Source organism: Variovorax ureilyticus (genome assembly GCF_037889935.1).
GTDB lineage: Bacteria > Pseudomonadota > Gammaproteobacteria > Burkholderiales > Burkholderiaceae_C > Variovorax > Variovorax ureilyticus.
Genome location: NZ_JBBKZU010000024.1, coordinates 36,692 through 61,344, shown reverse-complemented (window position 1 = coordinate 61,344; position 24,653 = coordinate 36,692). Strand labels below are relative to the sequence as shown.

Sequence of the window (24,653 nt, the reverse complement as noted above, 5' to 3'; positions counted from 1 at the left end):
CCGGATTGACGCCTGGTTTCACTTAGCAAAAAACCCGCCAGCATGTGTCGACGGCGGGTTTTTTGTGGGCGGAATTTTAGACACGGCTCCCTGACATTTCGGGCGTTTCGGGACCGGGGTTTTCCCGCTGGCGCAAAGAGTCAGGCGCGCGGGGTCTGAAAGACTCTCACCCTTCGCGCAAATGCGTATCAGCGCGCATCTTCGTTGCGCTTGCGCAGCGCGCGCATCTTCTCGGCGATCTTGATTTCGAGGCCGCGCTCGACCGGTCTGTAGAACGGCGCAGGCTCGACGCCATCGGGCATGTAGCGCTCGCCGGCCGCGAAGCCGCCCTCCTCGTCGTGGGCGTAGCGATAGCCTTTGCCGTAGTCGAGTTGCTTCATCAAGCGTGTCGGCGCATTGCGCAGATGCATCGGAACGGGGCGCGTCCCATCCGACTTGATGAACGCCTTCACTTCGTTGTATGCCTTGTAGACCGCGTTCGACTTCGGCGCGACTGCAAGATAGACCACGCACTCGGCCAATGCGAGCTCGCCCTCGGGCGAACCGAGGCGCTCGTAGACCTCGGCTGCATCGAGCGCGAGGCGCAGCGCGCGCGGGTCGGCGAGCCCGATGTCCTCGCTCGCCATGCGGACGAGACGCCTTGCCATGTAGCGCGGATCGGCGCCCCCATCGAGCATGCGCACGAACCAGTAGAGCGCCGCATCCGGATCGCTGCCGCGCACCGACTTGTGCAGCGCCGAGATCGTGTCGTAGAACTGGTCGCCGCCCTTGTCGTAGCGGCGCATCCGCTCGCCGAGGACGCGCAGGAGCCATTCGTCGGTGATGTGGTCTAGCGACTCCGCGCCGGCAGCGATCGAGAGCGTTTCGAGCGTGTTGAGCAGTCGCCGCGCATCGCCGTCGGCATAGGCGATGAGGCGATCGATCGCTTTCGCCTCGATTGCGGGCACGGCCTGGATGCCCTGCGCGCGGCTCACGATCTGCTTGAGATCGTCTTCGGCGAGAGGCTGGAGCACGTAGACGGCCGCACGCGACAGCAGCGCGGAGTTCACCTCGAACGACGGGTTTTCGGTCGTCGCGCCGATGAAGGTGAAGAGGCCCGATTCCACATGCGGCAGGAAGGCGTCCTGCTGGCTCTTGTTGAACCGGTGCACCTCGTCGACGAACACGATGGTGCGGCGCTGCTCGAGGCCGTCGCGCGCCACGAGCGCACGATCGACCGCATCGCGGATGTCCTTCACGCCCCCCAGCACCGCGCTGATGCTGAGGAACTGCGCATCGAACGCGTCCGCCATCAACCGGGCGATGGTCGTCTTCCCGACGCCGGGCGGCCCCCAGAGGATGCACGAGTGCGGCTGGCCCGACTCGAAGGCGATGCGCAGCGGCATGCCGGGGCCCAGCAGATGCTGCTGCCCGATGACCTCGCCGAGGTTCCTGGGGCGAAGGCGCTCGGCGAGTGGTTGATGGGTGGACGCGGCCATCACAGGGATGCGGACCGCCTACTGGCGGACCACATCGGCGCCCGGTGGCGGCTTGAACTGGAAGGTGCTGGCCGGAAGCGAGGGGTTCACCTCGACCTTGCCGAACTTCAGCACCGACTTCTGGCCGAAGCTGTCGAGGATCTCGAGCGCGGCGAGCGAATCGCCCTGGAAACCGATCTGCACGCTCTGGAGTTGGCCATCCTTGCTCTTCGGCGTCGCCTTGACCCACTGCAAGCCGTCGCGCTCCGGCGCGGACTCGAGCGCGAAATCAGCCTGCAGGGCCTTCAGATCGGGCGCGGACGCAATGAGCGCGGCCGGCGTCGAACCCAGGGCCTGCGCCTGCTTGCGCTGGGTGACCTGGTTCAGATCGGCATCGAAGAGCCAGAGGGTTTCACCGTCGGCGACGATGTTCTGTACGAAGGGCTTCTTGTAGTCGAAGCGGAATTTGCCGGGCCGCTGGAATTCGAAGGTGCCGGTCGACACCTTCTCGCGCACGGTCTGCCCTTCCTTCGGCGGCGAGGTCACGGTCTGCGTGAACTCGGCCCGGCCCGACCTGGCGTTCTTCACGAAAGCCTCGAGGCTTTCCAGGCCACCGGCCGAGGCGCTCGCCACGAGCGCCGCGAGCCCGATGCCCGCGATCAGTTTCTTCAGCAACATCAATCTTTTCTCCCCGCAGGCGCGCCGGACTCACTCGCTTCGGGCCGGCACCAGGATCTCGCGCTGGCCGCTGCCGCTCATCGCGCTCACGAGGCCGGCCTGTTCCATTTCCTCGACCAGCCGCGCGGCGCGGTTGTAGCCGATCTTCAGGTGGCGCTGCACCAGCGAGATGCTGGCCTTGCGGTTCTTGAGCACGACTTCGACCGCCTGGTCGTACATCGGATCCTTTTCGCCGCCCTCGCCGCCCTCGCCGAGCAGTTCGCCGTCGCCATCGACTGTGCCACCTTCGAGCACCCCCTCGATGTAGTCCGGCTCCCCTTGCGACTTCAGGTAGGCGACGACGCGGTGCACTTCGTCGTCGCTGACGAACGCACCGTGGACGCGCACCGGCAGCCCGGTGCCGCTGGCCATGTAGAGCATGTCGCCCATGCCGAGCAGCGCCTCGGCGCCCATCTGGTCGAGGATGGTGCGCGAATCGATCTTGCTCGACACCTGGAACGCGATGCGGGTCGGGATGTTGGCCTTGATGAGGCCGGTGATCACGTCCACGCTCGGGCGCTGCGTCGCGAGGATCAGGTGGATGCCGGCCGCCCGCGCCTTCTGCGCCAGGCGGGCGATCAGTTCCTCGATCTTCTTGCCGACGACCATCATCAGGTCGGCCAGCTCGTCGATGACGACCACGATGTGCGGCTCGCGGCCGAGCGGCTCCGGGCTGTCCGGCGTGAGGCTGAACGGGTTGTAGATGAATTCCTCGCGCGACTTCGCCTCGTCGATCTTGGCGTTGTAGCCGGCCAGGTTGCGCACGCCCAGCTTGCTCATGAGCTTGTAGCGGCGCTCCATTTCGGCCACGCACCAGTTCAGGCCGTGCGCAGCTTGCCGCATGTCGGTGACCACCGGCGCGAGCAGATGCGGAATGCCCTCGTAGACCGACATTTCGAGCATCTTCGGGTCGATCATCAGCAGGCGGACGTCGCGCGCCTCGGCCTTGTAGAGCAGGCTCAGGATCATCGCGTTGATCCCCACCGACTTGCCCGAACCGGTGGTCCCGGCCACGAGCACGTGCGGCATCTTCGCCAGGTCGGCGACCACCGGATTGCCCACGATGTCCTTGCCGAGCCCCATCGTCAGCAGCGACTTGCCTTCGTTGTAGACCTGCGAGCCGAGGATCTCGCTCAGGCGGATCGACTGGCGCTTGGCGTTCGGCAGTTCGAGCGCCATGTAGTTCTTGCCGGGAATCGTCTCGACCACGCGGATCGATACCAGCGACAGCGAGCGCGCGAGGTCTTTCGCCAGGTTCACGATCTGCGCGCCCTTGACGCCGGTGGCCGGCTCGATCTCGTAGCGGGTGATGACGGGCCCGGGGGATGCGAGCACGACGCGCACCTCGACGCCGAAGTCCTTGAGCTTCTTCTCGATCAGCCGCGAGGTCATCTCGAGCGTGTCGGCCGAGACGGTTTCCTGGCGGCCCTGCGCGGCGTCGAGCAGGTCGACCTGCGGCAGCTTGCTGTCGGGCAGTTCGCGGAACAGCGGCTTCTGGCGCTCCTTGGCGACGCGGTCGCTCTTGGGCACCTCGACCATCGCGGGCTCGATCTGCACCGGCGGCGAAGGTGCGCGCCGCTTGGGACGCGGCACGGCTCTCAAGTCTTCGTCAGGCGCATCGGGCTCGGGGTCCGCATCGAAGGAAGTGACTTCCTCGCGCTCGCGAACCGCCTGCCTGCCCATCGCGATGTCCTGGGCGATCTCGCGCCGCTCGCGCCGCATCTCGAAGAGCGAGTACAGGCGGGCGCCGATGCGCTCGGCGATCTGCCCCCACGAGAAGCGGAACACGAGCGCCGAGCCGATGACGCCGCAGGCAATGGCGATGAGCGCCGAGCCGGTGAACCCCATCCACTTGACGCTGGCCGGGCCGACGAAATAACCCAGCACCCCGCCGCCATGGCCCGGCAGGCGAAATTCCAGACGATAGAGGCGCGACCATTCGAGAACCGCGCTCGCGCACAGCAGCAGGACGAGGCCGAACCAGAACGCAAGGCGGCTGCGATTGAAGCGGCCGCGGGGCATCTCGTCCGGCTGCGGCGAGCCGCCGCGCATCCAGTGGGCCAGCGAAGACAGCCAGACGCGCAGGCCGGCCGCCAGGCACCACCAGACCGAATAGCCGGCCAGGAAGTAGCTCGCATCCGCGACCCAGGCCCCGATGCGCCCACCCCAGTTCTTCACATCGCCGCCGGTGCCGGAGGTCGACCAGGCCGCGTCCGACGGCGTGAAGCTCAGCATCGCGAGAAGCCAGAACAACAGCGCGACAAAGCCCGCGATCAACGTGATCTCGTGCGCGAAACGCATCGCGCGCGCCCGGACCGGCTGTCCCTCGGCCGACGACGATTGAAGGGTATTGAGCGAATAAGTCATGAAAGGCAAAGCGACCTGCCCGGGGCAACGGACCGGTGGCTTGAGGAAACTACAACGAAACCCATCGCGGCCAGGTTGTCAGGGCCGGCGAAGCAGAGAAGCCGGCGCGCCATGGCGCAGCCGGCAGAACCATCAGGCCAGCGATGAGAGCCGTTCCTTGATGATCATCGACCCGTCGGACTGGGTCTGCACGAAACCGCGCTCTTCGAGATCCTTCATGACGCGGCTGACCATCTCGCGCGACGCGCCGACCATCTTGGCGAGGTCCTGGCGGGAGATCTTGTCGCGCACCTTCATGTTGCCGGCGCCATCGTCCACCGCGAACTCGAGCAGCGAGCGCGCAACGCGGCCGTAGACGTCCATGAGCGCCAGCGATTCGATCTTCCGGTCGGCATGACGCAGCCGGGACACCAGGCCGCGCATGATGTTGTAGGACATCGAAGAGCTCTCCGGCAGGCAGCGCGCGAAGGCTTCGCGGCCGAGCATCAGGACATCGGTCTGGATCTCGGTGCGGACCGTGGCCGAGTGCGGCTCGTCATCGATCATGCTCATCTCGCCGATGTAGTCGCCCGGTTGAAGGGTTGCCAGGATGACCTCGCGGCCGCGGCTGTCGGTGCTCATGACCCTGGCCCGGCCGGTCAGAATGATGTAGAGGGCATCGGACTTCTTGCCTTGCTCGACCACGACCTCGGCACGCTTGAAGCGCTTCTTGACGATCGCATCGGCGATGCTCGCGGACTGCGTGGGCGTCAGCGCTGAGAAGAGCGGCACGCGACGGAGCAATTCAAGATTGGAAAGCATCGACATTCATCAATCCCCGGATTCCGCGCGATTCGAACCCCATGGATTAATACAATCGCGCGCATTGAAAACAGCCCCCGCACGGTCTTGAACCGAACGGTGATACTCCATACCTATCACCCTTGAAAATGTACACGCTGACGCAGCGTCAATCCTAGGTTTTCTACTCATGTCAACGCCACGCCACGCCAAGGTTCTCATTCTGGGCTCCGGCCCCGCCGGTTATACCGCCGCAGTCTACGCGGCCCGAGCCAATCTCCAGCCCCTGCTTATTACCGGAATTGCACAAGGTGGTCAGCTCATGACGACCACCGAAGTCGACAACTGGCCCGCCGATGTTCATGGCGTGCAAGGTCCCGATCTCATGCAGCGCTTTCTGGAGCACGCCGAGCGCTTCAAGACCGAGATCGTGTTCGATCACATCAACAAGGTCGACCTCGGCAAGCGCCCGTTCACGTTGACAGGCGACAGCGGCACCTACACCTGCGACGCCCTGATCATTGCGACGGGCGCTTCGGCCAAGTACCTCGGCATCGAGTCCGAACAGCACTTCATGGGGCGCGGCGTGTCCGCATGCGCGACCTGCGACGGCTTCTTCTATCGCGACCAGGACGTCTGCGTGATCGGCGGCGGCAACACCGCCGTCGAGGAGGCGCTTTATCTCGCGAACATTGCCAGGAAGGTGACCCTCGTGCATCGCCGTGACAAGTTCCGTGCGGAGCCGATCCTCGTCGACAAGCTCAACGAAAAGGTCGCCGAAGGCAAGATCGAACTGAAGCTTCGCAGCGCGCTCGATGAGGTGCTGGGCGATGACTCCGGCGTCACCGGCATCAAGATCAAGAACCTGCAGACGAACGAGACGGAGCGACTCGATCTGAAGGGCTGCTTCGTCGCGATCGGCCACCACCCGAACACCGACATCTTCCAGGGGCAACTGGAAATGAAGGACGGGTACATCGTCACGCGATCCGGCCTGCAGGGCTTCGCCACGATGACCAGCATTCCGGGCGTGTTTGCCGCGGGCGACGTGCAGGATCATGTCTACCGCCAGGCCATCACCAGTGCAGGTACGGGCTGCATGGCGGCACTGGACTCGCAGCGGTTCCTCGAGCAGGACTAGGCTCGCCCCCAGGCTGCGCGCACTGCGTGTCGCGCGCGCCTCCCCCCTGCCGGAGGCGACACCGGTGGCCCGGCAGAGCCGGTTCCGCGGTGTCCCCTACGGGGATGCCGGGAGCTCACACAGCTGGGTTATAATTTCAGGCTTTGCTGAATTTGCCCGGCTTCTGGCCGGCATGAGCGGCAACTTCCGGGCTACCGCCACCCGATTCTGGCGAGGTCAAGCTGCAAACCACCTCGCAACACCCTGTTGCACAGGTGCCAGCTGTTCAAGAAAGAGTGTCCCTATGGCACGCGTATGTGAAGTTACGGGCAAGGGCCCGATGGTCGGAAACAACGTTTCCCACGCCAACAACAAAACCAAGCGCCGGTTCCTGCCGAACCTGCAATACCGTCGTTTCTGGGTCGAATCCGAAAATCGTTGGGTTCGCCTGCGCGTTTCGAGCGCTGCCCTGCGCCTGATCGACAAGAACGGCATCGACGCCGTGCTCGCAGACCTGCGTGCGCGCGGCCAAGCTTAAGGAGCTGAATCATGGCAACGAGCAAAGGCGGACGCGAAAAGATCAAGCTGGAATCCACCGCGGGTACCGGCCATTTCTACACGACCAGCAAGAACAAGAAGACGATGCCTGAAAAGATGTCGATCATGAAGTTCGACCCCAAGGCACGCAAGCACGTCGAATACAAGGAAATCAAGCTGAAGTAATTCAGCCTTTCCCCTTGTCAAAAAACCCGCTGCAATCCAGCGGGTTTTCTTTTGCCTGTTCGATATTGCGGCTGGCAAGGAGACATAAAAAAAGCCGGCTCAACGAGCCGGCTTCTTTGGAATTACCGAGAGACCGTCAAGCGCGCGCAGCACGTAGGCGCGTCGAGAACTCTCGCAAACCGGCAATGCCGCTCGCCTCGGCGCGATGGCACCAGGCCGCGAGATCGGCCGCCAACTGCTCGCGCGATTGCGAGGTGTTGAGCCACAGCTGGCGCAGCTCTTCGCGCATCGTCATCATCTTGTCGAGCGCAGGATGGGCAGCGCGCGCCTGGACGAGATGGGTCCGCGCAGCGGCAGGCACCTTGTCGTCGTCACGGTGCAGCCAGCGCTTGGCTGCCTTCAGAACGGAAAGGTCCGCCCCCTTGGCCTTCAGCGATGCAAGTTCGTCCTTGGTGGCGCGACGCATTTCGCGCGCAAAGTTCGCCATGACCTCGTAGCGATTGGCGATGACGGCTTCGAGCGTCTTCGCGTCGGCCACCGGCTGCACGTCGCCCATTTGCATCTTCGGCGGGACCTTCTTGACCTTGGCCCAACCGATTTTCTGCATCAGGCTGATATAGACCCAACCGATGTCGAATTCGTATTTCTTGACCGAGAACTTGGCCGACGTCGGGTAGGTGTGGTGGTTGTTGTGCAGCTCTTCGCCGCCAATGATGATGCCCCAGGGAATCAGATTGGTGCTGGAGTCCATGGCTTCGAAGTTGCGATAGCCCCAGTAGTGACCGATGCCGTTGACCACGCCGGCCGCCCAGAACGGAATCCACAGCATCTGGACTGCCCAGATCGTCAGGCCGATGGCGCCGAACAGCGCCAGGTTGAGGATCAGCATCAGGCCCACGCCCTGCCAGCTGTAACGCGAATACAGGTTGCGCTCGAGCCAGTCATCGGGCGTGCCGTGACCGTAGCGCTCCATCGTTTCCTTGTTCTTCGACTCCTTGCGGTACAGCTCGGCGCCGCGCCACATGACTTCGTCGATGCCCTTCACCTGCGGGCTGTGCGGATCGTCTTCGGTCTCGCACTTGGCATGGTGCTTGCGGTGGATGGCCACCCACTCCTTGGTCACCATGCCGGTGCCGATCCACAGCCAGAAGCGGAAGAAATGCGACGGAATGGGCCCGAGATCCATGGCCCGGTGCGTCTGGGTGCGGTGCAGGAAGATCGTGACCGCCGCGATCGTGATGTGCGTGGTGACGAGCGTGTACAGCACGATCTGCCACCATGTGAGGTCCCACAAGCCGTTTCCGAGCCAATCGATGGCCGCGCTCAGGACGGCAGAGTCAGGAAGCAACATTGAATTCGGTACTCCATGGCCACACGAAGGTGCAGCCTCCAGGTAACCCGTGATTTTAAAGGCTCACCCCCTGAAAAGGGGCTTAAATCCTTGATACATCGCAAGTTTTGCCCGTCTTTGGAGCCTCGCCCCTACTTCCGGGTCCAGATGGCGGCAAAGAAGCCGTCGGTCGCATGGCGATGAGGCCAAAGCCGAAGGTAGCGCTTGCCGACTTCACCACCCGAGCACAGGCTTTCGGCGCCGTCCACCTTGAGGCCGCTCAGCAACTCGGCCGCATCCAGCGCCTCGAAATCCGGGTTCGCGGCACCAAAAGCCTCGGCGATCGCCTCGTTCTCTTCGGGCAGCACGCTGCAGGTTGCGTAGACGAGGCGGCCTCCCGACTTCACGAGCCGCGAAGCGCTCTGCAGGATCGCCGTCTGCTTCGCCGTCAATTCCCGGACTGCCTGCGCCGACTGGCGCCATTTCAGATCGGGATTGCGCCTGAGCGTGCCGAGCCCCGAACAGGGCGCATCGACCAGCACACGATCGATCTTGCCTGCCAGCCGTTTGATCCGCTCGTCCCGCTCATGCGCGATGGCGGCGGGATGCACATTCGAGAGCTTGCTTCGCGCCAGACGCGGCTTGAGCGCATCCAGGCGATGCGCCGAGGTGTCGAAGGCGTAGAGCCGGCCGGTGTTGCGCATGGTCGCGCCGATCGCCAGCGTCTTGCCGCCGGCGCCGGCGCAGAAATCGACCACCATCTCGCCGCGCCTCGCCTCGAGCAGGAGGGCCAGCAGTTGCGATCCCTCGTCCTGGACTTCCACCGCACCGCGCGCAAACGCATCGAGCTTCGTCAGTGCCGGCTTGCCTTCGATCCGGAGACCCCAGGGGGAATACGGCGTCGGGCTGGCCTTGATGCCGGCAAGGCCCAGCTCCTTCTGCAGATCCGCCCGCTTGTCGGTGAGCACATTGACCCGCAGGTCCAGCGGCGCGGGCTGCTGCAGGTTGTCCGCCAGCGCCCGGAACTCATCGCCCAGCTGCTCCTTGAGAGGTTCGACCAGCCACTCCGGCAGGTTGTGCTTGTGGCGCTCGAGCAGTTCGTCGGGCTGGACCGAATCGCAGCTGTCGAGCCAGCGCCTTTCGGCGTCGTTCAGCGCGCTCTTGAGGAAATCCCTCTGGCCATGGAAGCCGAGGATGGCCATCCGTCGCTCCTTGGCGCCGGTGCCCGAGCGCGCCAGGTGCTCGAACAACAGCTTCTTGCGCAGCACGGTGTACACCGTCTCGGCCAGCGTGGCCCGCTCGCGCGGGCCCAGTTCGCGGTGTTCGCGGAAGAAGCGGGAGACGACCTGATCGGCCGGATGATCGAATTTCAGGACGAGGCCGACCAGGTCGGCCGTGGCCTCAAGCAGGGCTTTGGGATGCATCCCCCGATTGTCTCAGCCACCAACGGCCTCAACTTGCGGCGCGCGTCCAGACCGCTCCGAAAGCGTGCCGCTCGATCTCGGCAAGGGTGGGCGAGTGCCCTGCCCACAGAACCAGCGCGGCGCCTGGCAGCGAGAGGGTCTGCTCGAGTTCACGGCACAGGCTCCAGCGCTCGTCGTCCGTTAGCCCCGGCAGTTCGATGAACACGATGTAGGCGCGCCGCCACGGAAACTCCCGAAGGTTCTTGCGCACCACCCATGCGCGAGCGATTGCGCTGGAGCGCACCAGATCGGTCCGCAGCTCGCCGAGCTCGAACTCGCTCAGATCGTGGCGCGCGATCTGGGCGAAACACGGTGTCGCCGTCATTTCTTCCCAGGCGCGCTGCTCCGCGGCCTCCGCTGTCTTTGCGCGTTCGCGCCACAGCTTGAGGGACCGCTCGTCGTGCGCCCCGGCATCGGGATCCTCGAGGATCGACACCGCCGTCCTGGCGGCCCACCACTGGCTCGCGTTGCTGGATTCGTGCAGGCGCTCGAGCACTGCGAGGCGGGGGCCGCGGTCGCGTGCCGGCAGCACCTGCGCCAGTCCGCGCAAGGCTCCGGCATGGTTCGCCGTGATTTGCAGCGCCCGTTCGTACAACGCGCGCACGTCGGCTTCGGCATCGAGACGACGGGCGCAATCGGCCCACTCGACCATTTCGTCTGCGTTGTTGCGGCCGGCGCTCGCCGTCAACGCCGCCACCCGTTCGCGCACGCGCACCAGATAGGCGTGGTGCTGCTTCCAGTCGTTCGCATGACCGCTGCACCACTCGGCGTCGAAATGCGCGATCCACTTCGGCGCATCATCCAGGAGCGCCAGCGCCGACTTGGACGACCAGGACGGAAGGGCGGATTTCTCATCCAGCGCTTCCAGCCGATCGCGCAGCACAGGATGGGTGTCGTCCACGTCGCTGATGCTGCGCAGCGCGCCGCGTAGAGCAGACCGGGCAAAGTCTTCCTCGACAGGCGCGCAGAACTTCGGCGCCAGGGATGAGAACGGCCCGACGGGCACCGGCTCGTCGATCGCACGGGCCCAATGACCGGGCCAGAACCGGTCCGCGTACCAGGCGCTCTTGATCGAGATCTCCTTCAAGGCCTGGGCCACCACGCGCGTCCCGAGCAGCCGGGCGGCGACACGGTCGGCCTCGTACTCGTCCTGTCGCGCCAGCGCGAAGGTCTTGGCGGCGAAGCGCGGGAAATACCACCGGAAGAAGGCCTGCGAGGCGAAGGCCATCAGGCCGTCGTCGCGCTGGAAATTGGCATCCAGCTTGAGCCATGAAAGCCGCGTCCGGTAGATCCAGGCACTGAGCTTTCCGTGGTTCCCGCGAAGATGGCCGTACTCATGCGCCAGCACGGACACCAGGCGACGGCGGTCCAGCGCCATCAGGAGCGGAAGTCCAACGTTGAGATAGTTGATCGCGCCGCCGAAAAGACCGTAGCGAGGCAGTTGGCGGATGCTGGCGTTGAAATCGCTGTCGAGGTACACGCGATGGACCGGAGGCCCGTCGATGCGCTGGCGGATGCGGTCGAGGGCTTCAAAAAGGCCGGGGGCGTCTTCGCGTCGCAGTTCCACCCCTTCCGGCTCCTCCAGCCGAACCCACAGCGCTCTCAAGGTGGCCCACAGCAGGCCGAATGCAAAAAGCATCAGCCATCCGCGGGTGAAGGTGAAGCGTCCGCCCTGCCCCAGGCCGCCAACGACCCAGAGGATGATGCCGACCGCCACCGCCAGGCAGGCGAAGACCCAGAGGTAGCCAAGGGCCGCGAAAAAGGCGACGCCCCGTCGGTAGCCGAGACTGTCGTCGGCACTGGCATGCTCGCTCAGTCGCACCAGATGTACAAAATCCGCCCGATTCATCCTGACCTCTCAGCCTTCGAAGGAGTGCCCCGTTTGTCAGACGACAGCCTTCCCCCATTGATCGAAACCCCACCCGGCCGCTACCGCCACTACAAGGGCGGCGAATACGAGGTGCTCGGCACCGCACGTCACAGCGAAACGCTGGAGCCGATGACGCTGTACCGTGCCCTCTACGGCGAGCGTGGACTCTGGGTTCGCCCGGCTGCCATGTTCAGTGAGACCGTCGACGTGGACGGGGTGAGCCGGCAGCGCTTCATCAAGATCGACTAGACGAGAAGCGAACACGGCGACTTCCTCCACCCAGGGCACGCCAAGGAGGATTGTGTCAGTTTGTGTCTGCGCGTCGCAGCCAGTCGGCCACCGCCCTGGGGTAAACCCTGTGTTCTTGAGCCAACACCCGGGCGGCCAACGCGTCGGGCGTGTCATCGGGCAATACCGGCACGGCCGCTTGGGCCAGGATCGGGCCGTGATCGAGTTCCACCGTCACTTCGTGCACCGTCACGCCGGCCACCCGGCACCCCGCCTCGATCGCGCGGCGGTGCGTGTTCAACCCCGGGAAAGCCGGGAGCAGCGACGGATGGATGTTGATGAGCCTGCCGGCGTAGCGCGTCACGAACCAGGGCGTCAGGATCCGCATGAATCCCGCAAGAACGACGAGCGTCGGCGCATGAACATCGACCTCCCGCGCGAGCGCAGCGTCGAATTCTTCGCGGCTGGCGAAATCCTTGTGTGAAACCACGCTTGTCGGAATGCCCTGCCCGCGCGCAATGGCGAGCCCGCCCGCGTCCGCCTTGTTGCTGATCACCGCGGCAACCCGCGCGTCGAGACGAGCCGCCCAGCGCTCGCTTTCGGCAGCCTTGACGATCGCTGCCATGTTGGAGCCACCGCCGGAAATCAGGATCACAATGTTCTTCATGGGACGCGGGATTATCTGTGCTCGCTCGGGCGGCCCCGACTTGTCGCGGCGCGGACACCCCGAACTAGCACGACCGTGCTAAAAACCACCGCTTCGGAGACACGCCGCCTTTCGCGGCGATCGATCAACACAGAGAGGCACGCATGGATTTGAGCTTCACCCCCGAAGAACAGAAGTTCCGCGAAGAGATTCGCGCCTGGGTCAAGGAAAACCTCCCCGCCGAGATTTCGCACAAGGTGCACAACGCCCTCGAACTCACGCGCGACGATCTGCAGCGCTGGGCCAAGATCCTGGGCAAGAAGGGCTGGCTGGGCTACGGCTGGCCCAAGGAGTTCGGCGGCCCCGGCTGGACCGCGGTCGAAAAGCACCTGTTCGAGGAAGAGGCCGCCCTCGCAGGCGCGCCACGCATCATTCCTTTCGGCCCGGTGATGGTCGCTCCGGTCATCATGGCCTACGGCAACGCCGAGCAGCACAAGCGCTTCCTCCCCGGCATCGCGAGCGGCGAAGTCTGGTGGAGCCAGGGCTACAGCGAGCCGGGTTCGGGCTCCGACCTGGCATCGGTGAAGACCAAGGCCGAGCGCAAGGGCGACAAGTACATCGTCAACGGCCAGAAGACCTGGACCACACTCGGCCAGTACGGCGAGTGGATCTTCTGCCTGGTGCGCACCAGCAACGAGGGCAAGCCGCAGACCGGCATCAGCTTCCTGCTGATCGACATGAAGTCGCCAGGCGTCACGGTACGCCCGATCAAGCTGCTGGACGGCAGCCACGAAGTCAACGAAGTGTTCTTCGACAACGTCGAAGTGCCCGCGGAGAACCTCATCGGCGAAGAGAACAAGGGCTGGACCTACGCCAAGCACCTGCTCTCGCACGAGCGCACCAACATCGCCGACGTGAACCGCGCCAAGCGCGAGTTGGAGCGGCTCAAGCGCATCGCGAAGAGCGAAGGCGTGTGGGAAGACCCGCGCTTCCGCGACGAGATCGCCAAGCTCGAAGTCGACGTGGTCGCGCTCGAGATGCTGGTGCTGCGCGTTCTTTCGGCCGCAACCTCGGGCAAGAACTCGCTCGACATCGCCGGCCTGCTCAAGATCAAGGGCAGCGAAATCCAGCAGCGCTACTCCGAGCTGATGATGCTGGCCGGCGGGCCCTATTCGCTGCCGCTGATCCGCGAGGCCATGGAGGCCGGCTGGCAGGGCGACTTCCCCGGTGGCAATCCACAGCTCGCACCGCTCTCGTCGACGTACTTCAACATGCGCAAGACCACCATCTACGGCGGCAGCAACGAAGTGCAGCGCAACATCGTCGCGCAGACGGTCTTGGGCTGAACGCTGACTCACGAGGATCAAGCAATGGACTTCAATTTTTCGGATGACCAGCAACAGCTTCGCGACGCGGTCGCCAAGTGGGTCGAAAAGGGTTACGGCTTCGAGCGCCGCCGCGCCACCGAAGCCGCGGGCGGCTTCTCGCGCGAGGCCTGGGACGAACTGGCCGAGCTCGGTCTCGGCGGTCTCTACATCCCAGAGGATGAAGGCGGCCTGGGCATGGGGCCGGTCGAAGGCATGGTCGTGATGGAAGAGCTCGGCCGCGGTGTCGTGCTGGAGCCGCTCTCGCAATCCTTCATCGCCGGCGCCGTGCTGGCGGCCCATGCCGACGAAGACACCAAGGACAACTGGCTGCCGCGCATCTCGGGCGGGCAGGCGCTCGTGGTGCTCGCCTACCAGGAGCGCAAGGCCCGTTACCGGCTGGATGTGTGCGAAACCAAGGCGGCGAAGGCCGGGAAGGGCTGGACAGTGAGCGGCACCAAGAGCCTGGTGCCGGCCGGCGACGAGGCCGACGCCTTCATCGTGCCGGCGCAGGTCGACGGCAAGATCGCGCTTTTCCTGGTCGAGCGCTCCGCCGACGGTGTCGCCGCACGCGGCTACGGCACGCAGGACGGCAGCCGCGCCGCCGAAGTCGTCTTCGACAAGGCTGCAGGCGTCCTCATCACGCTGGACGGCCTGCCCGAACTCGAACGCGCCGTCGACATCGGCATCGCCGCGACCTGCGCCGAAGCCGTCGGCGTGATGGACAAGACGCTGGCGATCACCGTCGAATACATGAACACGCGCAAGCAGTTCGGCGTGGCGATCGCCACCTTCCAGGCCCTTCGCCATCGCGTGGCCGACATGAAGATGCAGCTCGAACTGGCCCGCTCGATGAGCTACTACGCCACGCTGAAGCTCAACGCACCGGCCGCCGAGCGCCGTCAGGCGCTGGCGCGGGCCAAGTACCAGCTCGGCGTCTCGATGCGCTTCGTCAGCCAGCAGGCGGTGCAGTTGCACGGCGGCATCGGCGTGACTGACGAGTACATCGTGAGCCACTACTTCAAGAAGCTCACGCAACTCGAAATGACCTTCGGCGACACCCTGCACCACCTGGGCGAAGTGTCGGCACGCATGCAGGACAGCGCGGGCGTCTTCGCCTGACGATCCGGACCGCTGACGATCGCGACGGCATGCAACGCCCGCCGGCCCCAAGCTGGCGGGCGTTTTCTTTGGAAGGCCATTCACCATGCACACTCGCCGGCAACTGCTTCTTCTCGGTTTCTCGACGACCATGCTCGCCGCCTGCACCACCCCGCCGTTCAGCAACGAGCGTCCGCCGATCGTGTTCGTGCACGGCAACGGCGATTCCGCTGCGCTGTGGCAGGCGACGATCTGGCGCTTCGAATCCAACGGCTGGCCGCGCGAACGGCTGTTCGCGCTCGACCAGCCCTTTCCGCTGGCGCGCGACGACGACAGCGTGCCCCAGCCGGGCCGCAGTTCCACGGCCGAATCGATGGCCTTCCTGAAGTCGGAGGTCGAACGTGTGCTGAAGACGACGGGCACCAGGCAGGTGGTGCTGATCGGCAACTCGCGCGGCGGCAATGCGATCCGCAACTACGTCCAGAACGGTGGCGGCGACCGCGTGGTGAGCCATGTCGTGCTCGGCGGCACCCCGTCGCACGGCATCTGGTCGATCAAGGGGCGGCAGGAGCGCAGCGAGTTCTCGGGGCTGAGCCCCTTCCTGCAGCAGCTCAACGCGCCGAAGAACGGCAATGGCGACGAGGTCCCGGCCGGCGTTAAGTGGCTGACCCTGCGCTCCGACCGGAACGACAAATACGCGCAGCCGGACGGCGTCTGGATCGGCATCCGGGGAACGCCGACCAACGTCGGCTTCGACGGCCCGGCGCTCAAGGGCGCGACCAACGTGGTGCTGCCGCGCGTGGACCATCGGGAGACCTCGTTCTCTCCCTCCGCCTTCGGCGCCACCTGGCGCTTCCTCACCGGCGAGGCGCCGCGCACACTCGCGGTCGAGCCCGAAGCGCAGGTGGCCCTGTCCGGCCGCGTCACCGGGCTCGGCCTCGATCCGCTGAAACCGGACAGCGGCGCCTTCAGCAACAACCTGCCCCTGGTCGGCGCGCGCCTCGAAGTGTTCGCCATCGACGCCTCCACCGGCGCACGGACCGGGGCTGCAGTGTGGCAGCAGACCATTGCAGAGGACGGCCGCTGGGGACCGCTTCAGGGCAGGCCGGACACGCGCTACGAATTCGTGCTGAGCGCGCCTGGCTATGCCACCACGCACATCTACCGCAGTCCATTCCCACGTTCGAGCAACGTGGTTCACCTGCGACCCGAGCGCATCGCCGAAACCGACGGCGATGCCAAGGCCCTGGTGACCTTCACCCGCCCGCGCGGCTACTTCGACCTCGAGCGCGACACCTTGCGCTTCGACGGGCAGGCACTGCCGCCGGGCGTGCCGCCGACGGGTTCGGGTGTATCGAGTTCGAAGATCAAGCTCACCAACGACGCCGCTCGCACCGTCGAGGCCGAATTCAATGGGGAAAAGCTGATCGGCCAGACCTGGCCGGCGTCGCGCGGCGACGTCAGCGTGCTCGAACTGACCTACTGAACGCTAACTAGCCGTGCAGCCTGGAGCTCTGCGGCAGATGCGCCATCAGGAATTCCATCTGGTCCGCCAGGATGCGGCGGTTGCGCAGGATGAAGTCTTCCCACAGGCTCGGCACGTACGGCGCATACAGCAGCGGCATCCCGGCCTGCTCCGGCGTGCGGCTGCTCTTGCGGTGATTGCAGGGCCGGCACGCGGTGACGACGTTCATCCAGGTGTCGATGCCGTCCTGGGCGAACGGGATGATGTGCTCGCGGGTCAGATCTTCCTCGTGGAAATGACCGCCGCAGTAGGCGCAGACATTCCGGTCGCGCGCAAACAGCTTCGCGTTGGTGAGCCCCGGCCGCTGCGTGAAGGGATTGATGCGCGGCACGCCCTTCGTGCCGATGATGCTGTTGACTGCGATCTGCGACTGCTGGCCCGTGATCGCGTTGTGGCCGCCCCTGAATACCGCCACCTGGGCGCCCACCTCCCACCGAACCTCGTCGGAGGCATAGTGGATCACCGCCTGTTCGAGCGAAATCCACGATTGGGGCAGCCCTTGGGCCGACAGCTTCAAGACCTTCACCACACGCTCCTCATTCGAAGGAAACACGGAAAGACCAAGACATGGCGCCCGCCGGAACGGCTTGCGCATGACGCAGTGCGTCACAATATACCGGCTTTGTGACAAAACGCGCTCGACGTGCCCATTCCGCGGGCACAAAGTGCTATCAAAAAGATAACGACCGATGCAGATTTTCCGGGGTTTTCGGCATCCCGGCGTGGCTCCGGCCTGCGCCCTGACCATTGGCAACTTCGACGGTGTCCACCGCGGTCACCAGGCCATGCTCGGGCTGCTGAATGCCGAGGCCCGCGCTCGCGGATTGCCGAACTGCGTCCTGACGTTCGAGCCGCACCCACGGGACTATTTCGCCGCAGTCACCAAGCGGCCTGAACTCGCGCCGGCCCGCATCGGCACGCTTCGCGACAAGCTCAACGAACTGGCCGCAAGCGGGGTCGCGCAGACCATCGTGCTGCCGTTCGACGCACGGCTGGCTTCGCAATCGCCCGACGACTTCATCCGGCATGTCCTCATCGAAGGCTTGGGCGCCAAATACATCCTGGTTGGCGACGACTTCCGCTTCGGGGCCAAGCGCGCCGGCGACTACGACATGCTCGATCGTGCCGGCGAGCAGTCCGGCTTCGATGTGGCGCGGATGAACAGCTACGAGGTCCACGGACTGCGCGTCTCCAGTTCGGCGGTGCGCGAGGCGCTTTCCGAAGGCCGGATGACGGATGTGCAGGCGCTGCTCGGGCGGCCGTATGCGATCTCCGGGCACGTGGTCCATGGCCGCAAGCTCGGCCGCGCACTGGGTGCTTCCGCGCCAGGCCGCAATGACGGCTTCCGCACGCTCAACCTGCGTTTCAAGCACTGGAAGCCCGCCGCCAGCGGCATCTTCGCGGTGCTGGTGCATGGCCTGACGGAAAAGCCGCTGCCGGGTGTCGCGAACCTCGGCGTGCGCCCTTCGCTCGACGCCAACGACGTCAACGGCGGCCGCGTGCTGCTCGAAACCCACTGCCTGGATTGGCCCGCGCACCTGGGCGCAGAGGGGGCCTACGGTAAAATCGTCCGCGTGGAACTGCTGCACAAATTGCACGACGAATTGCGCTACACCAGCCTCGAGGCCCTCACGGCGGGCATCGCGAAGGACGGTCGCGACGCGCGTGCCTTCTTTGCTTCCACCCACGCCGAGACCCATCGCCAGACCACGCGCGATCGAATTTAAAGCGGGACCTTCGCTTTCCGCCGCGTCCGGCCGAGCCTTGTCCCGCGAAGGCCGAACGCTTCTTTCGATCCCTTCGCGCGTTGCACGGCAGCGCAGATTTCTGGAACTTCCATGGCTGACAACAAGACCGACGGCGGCACCGATTACCGCGCCACGCTGAACCTGCCCGACACCCCCTTCCCGATGCGCGGCGACCTGCCCAAGCGCGAGCCGGGCTGGGTCAAGGAATGGAACGACGAAGGCATCTACCACCGCCTGCGCGACGCGCGCCACGGTGCGCCCAAATTCATCCTGCATGACGGCCCGCCCTATGCCAACGGGCAGATCCACATGGGTCACGCGGTCAACAAGATCCTCAAGGACATGATCACCAAGGCGCGCCAGCTCGAAGGCTACGACGCGCTCTACGTGCCGGGCTGGGACTGCCATGGCCTTCCCATCGAGAACGCGATCGAGAAGAAGTACGGCCGCAACCTCGGCCGCGACGAGATGCAGGCCAAGAGCCGCGCCTACGCGACCGAGCAGATCGCGCAGCAGATGGCCGACTTCCAGCGCCTGGGCGTGCTGGGCGAATGGGACCATCCCTACAAGACGATGGACTTCGCGAACGAGGCGGGCGAGATCCGCGCGTTCAAGCGCGTGATCGAGCGCGGCTTTGTCTATCGCGGCCTGAAGCCGGTGTACTGGTGCTTCGACTGCGGCTCGTCGCTGGCCGAGTTCGAGATCGAATACGCCGACAAGAAATCGCAGACGCTCGACGTCGCCTTCAAGGCGCACGATCCGGCCAAGCTCGCGGCCGCCTTCGGCCTCCCGGCGCTGCACAAGGATGCCTTCGCGGTCATCTGGACCACCACGGCGTGGACGATCCCGGCCAACCAGGCGATCAACCTCAACCCGGAGCTCGACTACTCGCTGGTCGATACCGAACGCGGACTGCTGGTGCTCGCGAACTCGCTGGTCGAGATGTGCATGACCCGCTACGCGCTCGAGGGCAAGGTGCTCGCAACGGTCAAGGGCGAGCGGCTCGGCGGCCTCGAGTTCGAGCATCCGCTCTACGACGTGGACGCGGGTTTCCGCCGCCTGTCGCCCGTCTACCTGGCCGACTACGCGACCGCCGAGGACGGCACCGGCCTCGTCCACTCCTCGCCGGCCTACGGCGTGGACGACTTCAATTCCTGCATCGCGCACGGCGTCAAGTACGACGACATCCTGAACCCGGTCCAGGGCAACGGCTCGTATGCGACCGACTTCCCGCTCTTCGGCGGCCAGAACATCTGGAAGGCGGTGCCGGTCATCATCCACGCGCTGCGCGATGCCGGCCGCCTGATGACGACCGAGCAGATCACCCACAGCTACCCGCACTGCTGGCGCCACAAGACGCCGGTGATCTACCGCGCCGCCGCGCAGTGGTTCATCCGCATGGACGAGGGCGAAGGCGTCTTCACCAAGGACAAGGCGCCGAAGACGCTGCGCCAGACCGCGCTCGAAGCGATCGACGAGACCCGCTTCTACCCCGAGAACGGCAGGGCGCGCCTGCACGACATGATCGCCAACCGGCCCGACTGGTGCATCAGCCGCCAGCGCAGCTGGGGCGTGCCGATCCCGTTCTTCCTGCACAAGGATTCGGGCGAGCTGCACCCGCGCACGATGGAGATCCTCGACCTGGCCGCCGACATCGTCGAGAAGGGCGGCATCGAGGCCTGGAGCCGAGTGACGGCCGAGGAGATCCTCGGCGGCGAGGACACACCGCAGTACACCAAGAGCACCGACATCCTCGAAGTCTGGTTCGACTCGGGCTCGACCTTCTCGCACGTGCTGCGCGGCACGCACCCGAACGTGCACCACGAGACCGGCCCCGAAGCCGACCTCTACCTCGAAGGCCACGACCAGCACCGCGGCTGGTTCCACTCGTCGCTGCTGCTCGCCTGCGCGCTCGAAGGCCGCGCGCCGTATCGCGGCCTGCTGACGCACGGCTTCACGGTCGACAGCCAGGGCCGCAAGATGAGCAAGTCGCTCGGCAACGGCATCGATCCGCAGGAAGTGAACAAGAAGCTGGGCGCCGAGATCACCCGCCTGTGGGTAGCCGCGAGCGACTACTCGGGCGACATCGCGGGCGACGACAAGATCCTCGCGCGCGTGGTCGATGCCTATCGGCGCATCCGCAACACGCTGCGCTTCCTGCTCGCGAACACCAGCGACTTCGATATCGCCATGGACGCGGTCCCGCTCGATGAGCTGCTCGAGATCGACCGCTACGCGCTCAGCCGCGCCGCGCAGTTCCAGGCCGAGATCCTCGCGCACTACAAGGTCTACGAGTTCCACCCGGTCGTCGCGAAGCTGCAGGTGTATTGCTCCGAAGACCTCGGCGCGTTCTACCTCGACGTGCTGAAGGACCGGCTCTACACCACCGCACCGAATTCGCGCGCGCGGCGCAGCGCGCAGACCGCGCTCTGGCACATCACGCAGGCGATGCTGCGGTGGATGGCGCCGTTCCTGAGCTTCACTGCCGAAGAGGCGTGGAAGTTCTGCGGCGACGGCCAGTCGATCTTCGTGCAGACCTACAGCAAGCTGGGCACGCCCGACGATGCGCTGCTCGCCAAGTGGAACCGCATCCGCGAGATCCGCGATGCGGTCAACAAGGAGATCGAAACGGTGCGTGCGGATGGCCAGGTCGGCTCCTCGCTGCAAGCCAACGTGACCCTCACGGCGCCGGCCGATGACCATGCGCTGCTCGCCTCGCTGGGCGATGACCTGAAGTTCGTCTTCATCACCTCGGCGATCGCGCTCGCGTCCGGCGACACACTTGCGGCCACCGTGACCGCAAGCAAGGCCACCAAGTGCGAGCGCTGCTGGCACTGGCGCGACGATGTCGGCCACGACCCGGCGCACCCGGGCATCTGCGGACGTTGCACGAGCAATCTCTACGGCGCCGGCGAAGCAAGGACCATCGCCTGATGGCCCGCCGCTCCTCCGGCTCGAAGGGCCTCGGCATCTGGCCCTGGCTGGGCCTTGCGCTGGTCATCGTCATCATCGACCAGTTCACCAAGACGCTGATCCTCGGCTATTACAAGTACGGCGACGCGACCTACGTCACCAGCTTCTTCAACGTGGTTCGCGCTCACAACACCGGGGCGGCGTTCTCGTTCCTGGCCGACGCGGCGGGCTGGCAGCGGTGGTTCTTCATGGCGATCGGCATCGGGGCGGCCGTCTTCATCATCTGGATGCTGAAGTCGCACGCGGGGCAGAAGCTCTTCTCCTTCTCGATGGCGGCCATCCTCGGCGGCGCCATCGGCAACGTGATCGACCGGATGATGCACGGCTACGTGGTCGACTTCCTCGACTTCCACCTGGCCGGGCGGCACTTCCCGGCCTTCAACGTGGCCGACAGCGCCATCACCATCGGGGCGATCTGCCTCATCCTGGACGAGTTGCGCCGCGTAAGAAAGGGCTGACCCCCAGCCTCCACTGCGTGTCGCTCGGCACCCCCTTTCAGGGGGCCACACCAGCGGCCCGGTGAAGCCGGTTCCGCTGCGTTTCTCGCATCCAGGCCGGCGCGTGCTCTATAGTGTTTCGATTCCATGAAGCACTTGTTGAATCTGCTCGCAGCCATCGCGCTGCTGGTATGGGGAACCCATCTCGTCCGAACGGGGGTTCTTCGCGTCTTCGGTGCCAACCTGCGCAGGATCCTCGTGCGCAGCATGCGCAACCGCTTCACGGCGGCGCTGTCGGGGATCGGCGTGACGGCGCTGGTGCAGTCGAGCACCGCCACCTCGCTGATGACCTCGTCGTTCGTGGGCCAGGGGCTGGTCACGCTCCCTGCCGCGCTGGCGGTGATGCGCGGGGCGGACATCGGGACGGCGCTGATGTCGGTGCTCTTCTCCGCCGATCTGTCCTGGCTGTCGCCGCTTTTCATCTTCGTCGGAGTGGTGCTGTTCATCACGCGGCCGTCGAGCCCCGCAGGCCGCGTCGGGCGCGTGCTCATCGGGCTGGGGTTGATGCTGCTCGCGCTGCAACTCGTCGTCGAGGCGACGGGGCCGCTCTTCGAAAGCCCGGCCATGCGCGCCGTGCTGGCTTCGATCAACAGCGACGTGCTGCTGGAAATCACCATCGGCGCCGGACTCGCCATCCTGGCCTATTCCAGCCTCGCCATCGTGCTGCTGGTCGCGGCGATGGCCAGCTCCAACGTGGTTCCGCTCGACGTGGCGCTCGGGCTGGTGCTCGGCGCCAATCTCGGCAGCGGACTGCTCGCGGTGCTCACCACGGCGAAGTCGGCGGTCGAGGTGCGGCGGGTGACGATCGGCAACCTGATCTTCAAGCTGCTCGGCGTGGCCTTGGCGGCGCCCTTCGTCGGGCTCTGGCTGCGGGAAGTCCGGCCCTACGTCGACGACGCCACGCACCTGGTCGTGCTTTATCACCTCGCCTTCAACGTCATCATCAGCATCGGCTTCATCGGGCTCACGAACGTCGTGGCCAAATGGGTCACGCGCCTGCTGCCGGCGCCTGAAGAACCTGCCGCGACTCGGCGTCCGCACCACCTCGACCCCTCGGCGCTCTCCACGCCTTCGCTGGCGATCTCCAACGCCGCTCGCGAAGCGCTGCATCAGGCGGATGTGGTCGAGACCATGCTGATCGGCGTTCTCAACGTGATCCGCAACAACGACCTCAAGCTCGCGCAGGAGCTGCGCAACCTCGACGACACGGTGGACCAGCTCTATTCGGCGATCAAGTACTACCTGACCAAGATCTCGCGCGAAGCGCTGGGCGAAGAAGAAAGCCGCCGCTGGACCGACATCATCAGCTTCACGATCAACATGGAGCAGATCGGCGACATCATCGAGCGGGTGATCATCGACATCGAGGACAAGAAGATCAAGCCGCAGCGCAACTTCTCGGATGCCGGCATGCGCGAGATCGTCGAGCTGCACGAGCGGCTGGTCGCCAACCTGCGGCTCTCCATGAGCGTGTTCCTCAACGGCAACGTGCGCGACGCGCAGCGGTTGCTGGAGGAAAAGGCGCGCTTCCGCGACCTGGAGCGCGCCTACGCGACGACGCACCTGGACCGGCTGACCGAGCAGACCGCGTCGAGCATCGAGACCAGCTCGCTGCACATCGACCTGATCAGCGAGCTCAAGCGCATCAACTCGCACATCTGCTCGATCGCCTATCCCATCCTCGAATCGGCCGGCGCGCTGGCGCCGACCCGCGTTCGCGAATCCCGGCTCAGCGAACTGCGTTAATCCAAAGTGAGGATGGTGCAGCCCGTGGTCTTGCGGGCTTCGAGGTCGCGGTGTGCCTGCTGCACGTCTTCGAGGCGGTAGCGCTGGTCGATCGGGATCTTCACCGCGCCGCTTTCGACCACCGCGAAGAGATCGTCCGCCATGGCCTGCGTGCTCTCGCGCGTCGCAATGTGCGTGAAGAGAGTCGGCCGAGTGACGTAGAGCGATCCCTTCGCGCCGAGCAGGCCGAGGTTGAACGGCGGCACCGGCCCCGAACCATTTCCGAAGATCGCCAGCAGCCCGAACGGCCGCAGGCATTCGAGCGAGCCTTCGAAGGTGTCCTTGCCCACGGAGTCGTAGACCACCTTCACGCCCTTGCCGCCGGTGATCTCCTTCACGCGCGCGGCGAAGTTCTCCTTGCTGTAGTTGATCGCATGCGCGGCGCCGTGGTCGAGCGCCACCTGGCACTTGGCATCGGTGCCCGCGGTGCCGATGAGCTTCAGGCCCAACGCCTTGGCCCACTGGCAGGCGATGAGTCCGACACCACCCGCCGCGGCATGGAACACGATGAAGTCGCCCGGCTGCAAGCCCTCGACCGGCAGCGTCTTCTTGAGCAGGTATTGGGCGGTCAGGCCCTTGAGCATCATCGCGGCGCCGGTCTCGAACGAGATCGCATCGGGCAGCTTGCAGACATTGCGGCCCGGCATCACGCGCAGTTCGCTGTAGGCCCCGGGCGGCTGGCTCGCGTAGGCCGCGCGATCGCCGGCCTTCAGGTGCGTGACGCCCTCGCCCACCGCCTCGACGATGCCCGAGGCTTCCATGCCGAGCTGCAGCGGCATCGGAAACGGATAGAGGCCACTTCGCTGGTAGGTGTCGATGAAATTGAGGCCCACCGCCTTGTGGCGGATGCGGATCTCGCCGGGACCGGGATCGCCGACCTCGACGTCGACGATCTTCAGTTCCTCGGGACCGCCATTGCGGTCGATGCGGACGGCTTTGCTCATGGTTGGATTCCTTCT

General features: G+C 65.4%; 21 protein-coding genes. 11 read left to right on the top strand and 10 right to left on the bottom strand.

The genetic code is table 11. From position 1 onward, the window contains the following. Positions 1–188: 188 nt before the first annotated feature. The 4 genes from WKW77_RS32495 to WKW77_RS32480 form a co-directional block, all read right to left on the bottom strand. Positions 189–1,478 (bottom strand): replication-associated recombination protein A, encoded by a 1,290-nt coding sequence (locus WKW77_RS32495; RefSeq protein ID WP_340361021.1) that lies wholly within the window; start codon positions 1,476–1,478, stop codon positions 189–191. A gap of 18 nt (positions 1,479–1,496) precedes the next feature. Beyond that, positions 1,497–2,135: an outer membrane lipoprotein periplasmic chaperone LolA gene (lolA, locus tag WKW77_RS32490; RefSeq protein WP_340361020.1), complete on the bottom strand. Its 639-nt coding sequence runs from the start codon at positions 2,133–2,135 to the stop codon at positions 1,497–1,499. A gap of 30 nt (positions 2,136–2,165) precedes the next feature. Beyond that, positions 2,166–4,541, bottom strand: a complete 2,376-nt coding sequence (locus WKW77_RS32485) for a DNA translocase FtsK (protein WP_340361019.1) — start codon at positions 4,539–4,541, stop codon at positions 2,166–2,168. A 132-nt stretch (positions 4,542–4,673) separates the two neighbouring features. After that, positions 4,674–5,348, bottom strand: coding sequence for a Crp/Fnr family transcriptional regulator (locus tag WKW77_RS32480; protein WP_340361018.1), 675 nt, complete (start codon positions 5,346–5,348; stop codon positions 4,674–4,676). A 163-nt stretch (positions 5,349–5,511) separates the two neighbouring features. Here WKW77_RS32480 and trxB point away from each other — a divergent pair, with 163 nt between their 5' ends. From trxB to rpmG, 3 genes are all read left to right on the top strand, one after another. Then, positions 5,512–6,462 carry a thioredoxin-disulfide reductase gene (gene trxB / locus WKW77_RS32475; RefSeq protein WP_340361017.1) on the top strand — a complete coding sequence of 317 codons (951 nt, stop codon included), beginning with the start codon at positions 5,512–5,514 and terminating at the stop codon, positions 6,460–6,462. Positions 6,463–6,745: 283 nt separating this feature from the next. After that, on the top strand, positions 6,746–6,979 hold the full coding sequence (rpmB, locus tag WKW77_RS32470; protein ID WP_088955402.1) for a 50S ribosomal protein L28: 234 nt from the start codon (positions 6,746–6,748) through the stop codon (positions 6,977–6,979). A gap of 11 nt (positions 6,980–6,990) precedes the next feature. Next, a complete protein-coding gene (rpmG, locus tag WKW77_RS32465) occupies positions 6,991–7,164 on the top strand; it encodes a 50S ribosomal protein L33 (RefSeq protein WP_007830291.1) in 174 nt (57 codons plus the stop codon). Between the two features lie 136 nt (positions 7,165–7,300). Here the strand turns inward: rpmG and WKW77_RS32460 are convergent, their stop codons facing one another. From WKW77_RS32460 to WKW77_RS32450, 3 genes are all read right to left on the bottom strand, one after another. Then, entirely contained in the window at positions 7,301–8,515 is a 1,215-nt protein-coding gene (locus WKW77_RS32460; protein WP_340361016.1) for a DesA family fatty acid desaturase, read from the bottom strand. Between the two features lie 131 nt (positions 8,516–8,646). Next, on the bottom strand, positions 8,647–9,918 hold the full coding sequence (locus WKW77_RS32455; protein ID WP_340361015.1) for an RsmB/NOP family class I SAM-dependent RNA methyltransferase: 1,272 nt from the start codon (positions 9,916–9,918) through the stop codon (positions 8,647–8,649). Between the two features lie 28 nt (positions 9,919–9,946). Further along, entirely contained in the window at positions 9,947–11,806 is a 1,860-nt protein-coding gene (locus WKW77_RS32450) for a M48 family metallopeptidase (protein WP_340361014.1), read from the bottom strand. A gap of 33 nt (positions 11,807–11,839) precedes the next feature. Between WKW77_RS32450 and WKW77_RS32445 the strand changes: the two genes are divergently transcribed. After that, positions 11,840–12,076 carry a DUF1653 domain-containing protein gene (locus tag WKW77_RS32445; RefSeq protein ID WP_340361013.1) on the top strand — a complete coding sequence of 79 codons (237 nt, stop codon included), beginning with the start codon at positions 11,840–11,842 and terminating at the stop codon, positions 12,074–12,076. Between the two features lie 55 nt (positions 12,077–12,131). Here the strand turns inward: WKW77_RS32445 and purN are convergent, their stop codons facing one another. Beyond that, the gene (gene purN / locus WKW77_RS32440) at positions 12,132–12,722 is read right to left on the bottom strand and encodes a phosphoribosylglycinamide formyltransferase (protein ID WP_340361012.1); all 591 of its coding nucleotides are present in this window, start codon (positions 12,720–12,722) and stop codon (positions 12,132–12,134) included. 143 nt (positions 12,723–12,865) lie between these two features. Between purN and WKW77_RS32435 the strand changes: the two genes are divergently transcribed. The 3 genes from WKW77_RS32435 (at position 12,866) to WKW77_RS32425 (ending at position 16,652) form a co-directional block, all read left to right on the top strand. After that, the gene (locus WKW77_RS32435) at positions 12,866–14,047 is read left to right on the top strand and encodes an acyl-CoA dehydrogenase family protein (protein ID WP_340361011.1); all 1,182 of its coding nucleotides are present in this window, start codon (positions 12,866–12,868) and stop codon (positions 14,045–14,047) included. 24 nt (positions 14,048–14,071) lie between these two features. Next, on the top strand, positions 14,072–15,187 hold the full coding sequence (locus WKW77_RS32430; RefSeq protein WP_340361010.1) for an acyl-CoA dehydrogenase family protein: 1,116 nt from the start codon (positions 14,072–14,074) through the stop codon (positions 15,185–15,187). An 85-nt stretch (positions 15,188–15,272) separates the two neighbouring features. Then, the gene (locus WKW77_RS32425; protein WP_340361009.1) at positions 15,273–16,652 is read left to right on the top strand and encodes an alpha/beta fold hydrolase; all 1,380 of its coding nucleotides are present in this window, start codon (positions 15,273–15,275) and stop codon (positions 16,650–16,652) included. Between the two features lie 7 nt (positions 16,653–16,659). Here the strand turns inward: WKW77_RS32425 and WKW77_RS32420 are convergent, their stop codons facing one another. Continuing rightward, complete coding sequence (locus WKW77_RS32420; protein WP_340361008.1) at positions 16,660–17,217, bottom strand: HNH endonuclease; 558 nt, start codon at positions 17,215–17,217, stop codon at positions 16,660–16,662. Positions 17,218–17,380: 163 nt separating this feature from the next. Here WKW77_RS32420 and WKW77_RS32415 point away from each other — a divergent pair, with 163 nt between their 5' ends. From WKW77_RS32415 to WKW77_RS32400, 4 genes are all read left to right on the top strand, one after another. Further along, positions 17,381–18,418, top strand: coding sequence for a bifunctional riboflavin kinase/FAD synthetase (locus WKW77_RS32415; RefSeq protein WP_340361007.1), 1,038 nt, complete (start codon positions 17,381–17,383; stop codon positions 18,416–18,418). A gap of 111 nt (positions 18,419–18,529) precedes the next feature. Then, positions 18,530–21,373 (top strand): isoleucine--tRNA ligase, encoded by a 2,844-nt coding sequence (gene ileS / locus WKW77_RS32410; RefSeq protein ID WP_340361006.1) that lies wholly within the window; start codon positions 18,530–18,532, stop codon positions 21,371–21,373. Further along, positions 21,373–21,870, top strand: coding sequence for a signal peptidase II (gene lspA, locus WKW77_RS32405; RefSeq protein WP_340361005.1), 498 nt, complete (start codon positions 21,373–21,375; stop codon positions 21,868–21,870). Before ileS ends, lspA begins: the two co-directional genes overlap by 1 nt. Positions 21,871–21,996: 126 nt before the next feature. Beyond that, the gene (locus WKW77_RS32400; protein ID WP_340361004.1) at positions 21,997–23,655 is read left to right on the top strand and encodes a Na/Pi cotransporter family protein; all 1,659 of its coding nucleotides are present in this window, start codon (positions 21,997–21,999) and stop codon (positions 23,653–23,655) included. Here WKW77_RS32400 and WKW77_RS32395 read toward each other — a convergent pair. Further along, positions 23,652–24,638: a quinone oxidoreductase family protein gene (locus WKW77_RS32395; protein WP_340361003.1), complete on the bottom strand. Its 987-nt coding sequence runs from the start codon at positions 24,636–24,638 to the stop codon at positions 23,652–23,654. The two genes, WKW77_RS32400 and WKW77_RS32395, sit on opposite strands and share 4 nt — an antisense overlap. Between the last annotated feature and the right edge of the window lie 15 nt (positions 24,639–24,653).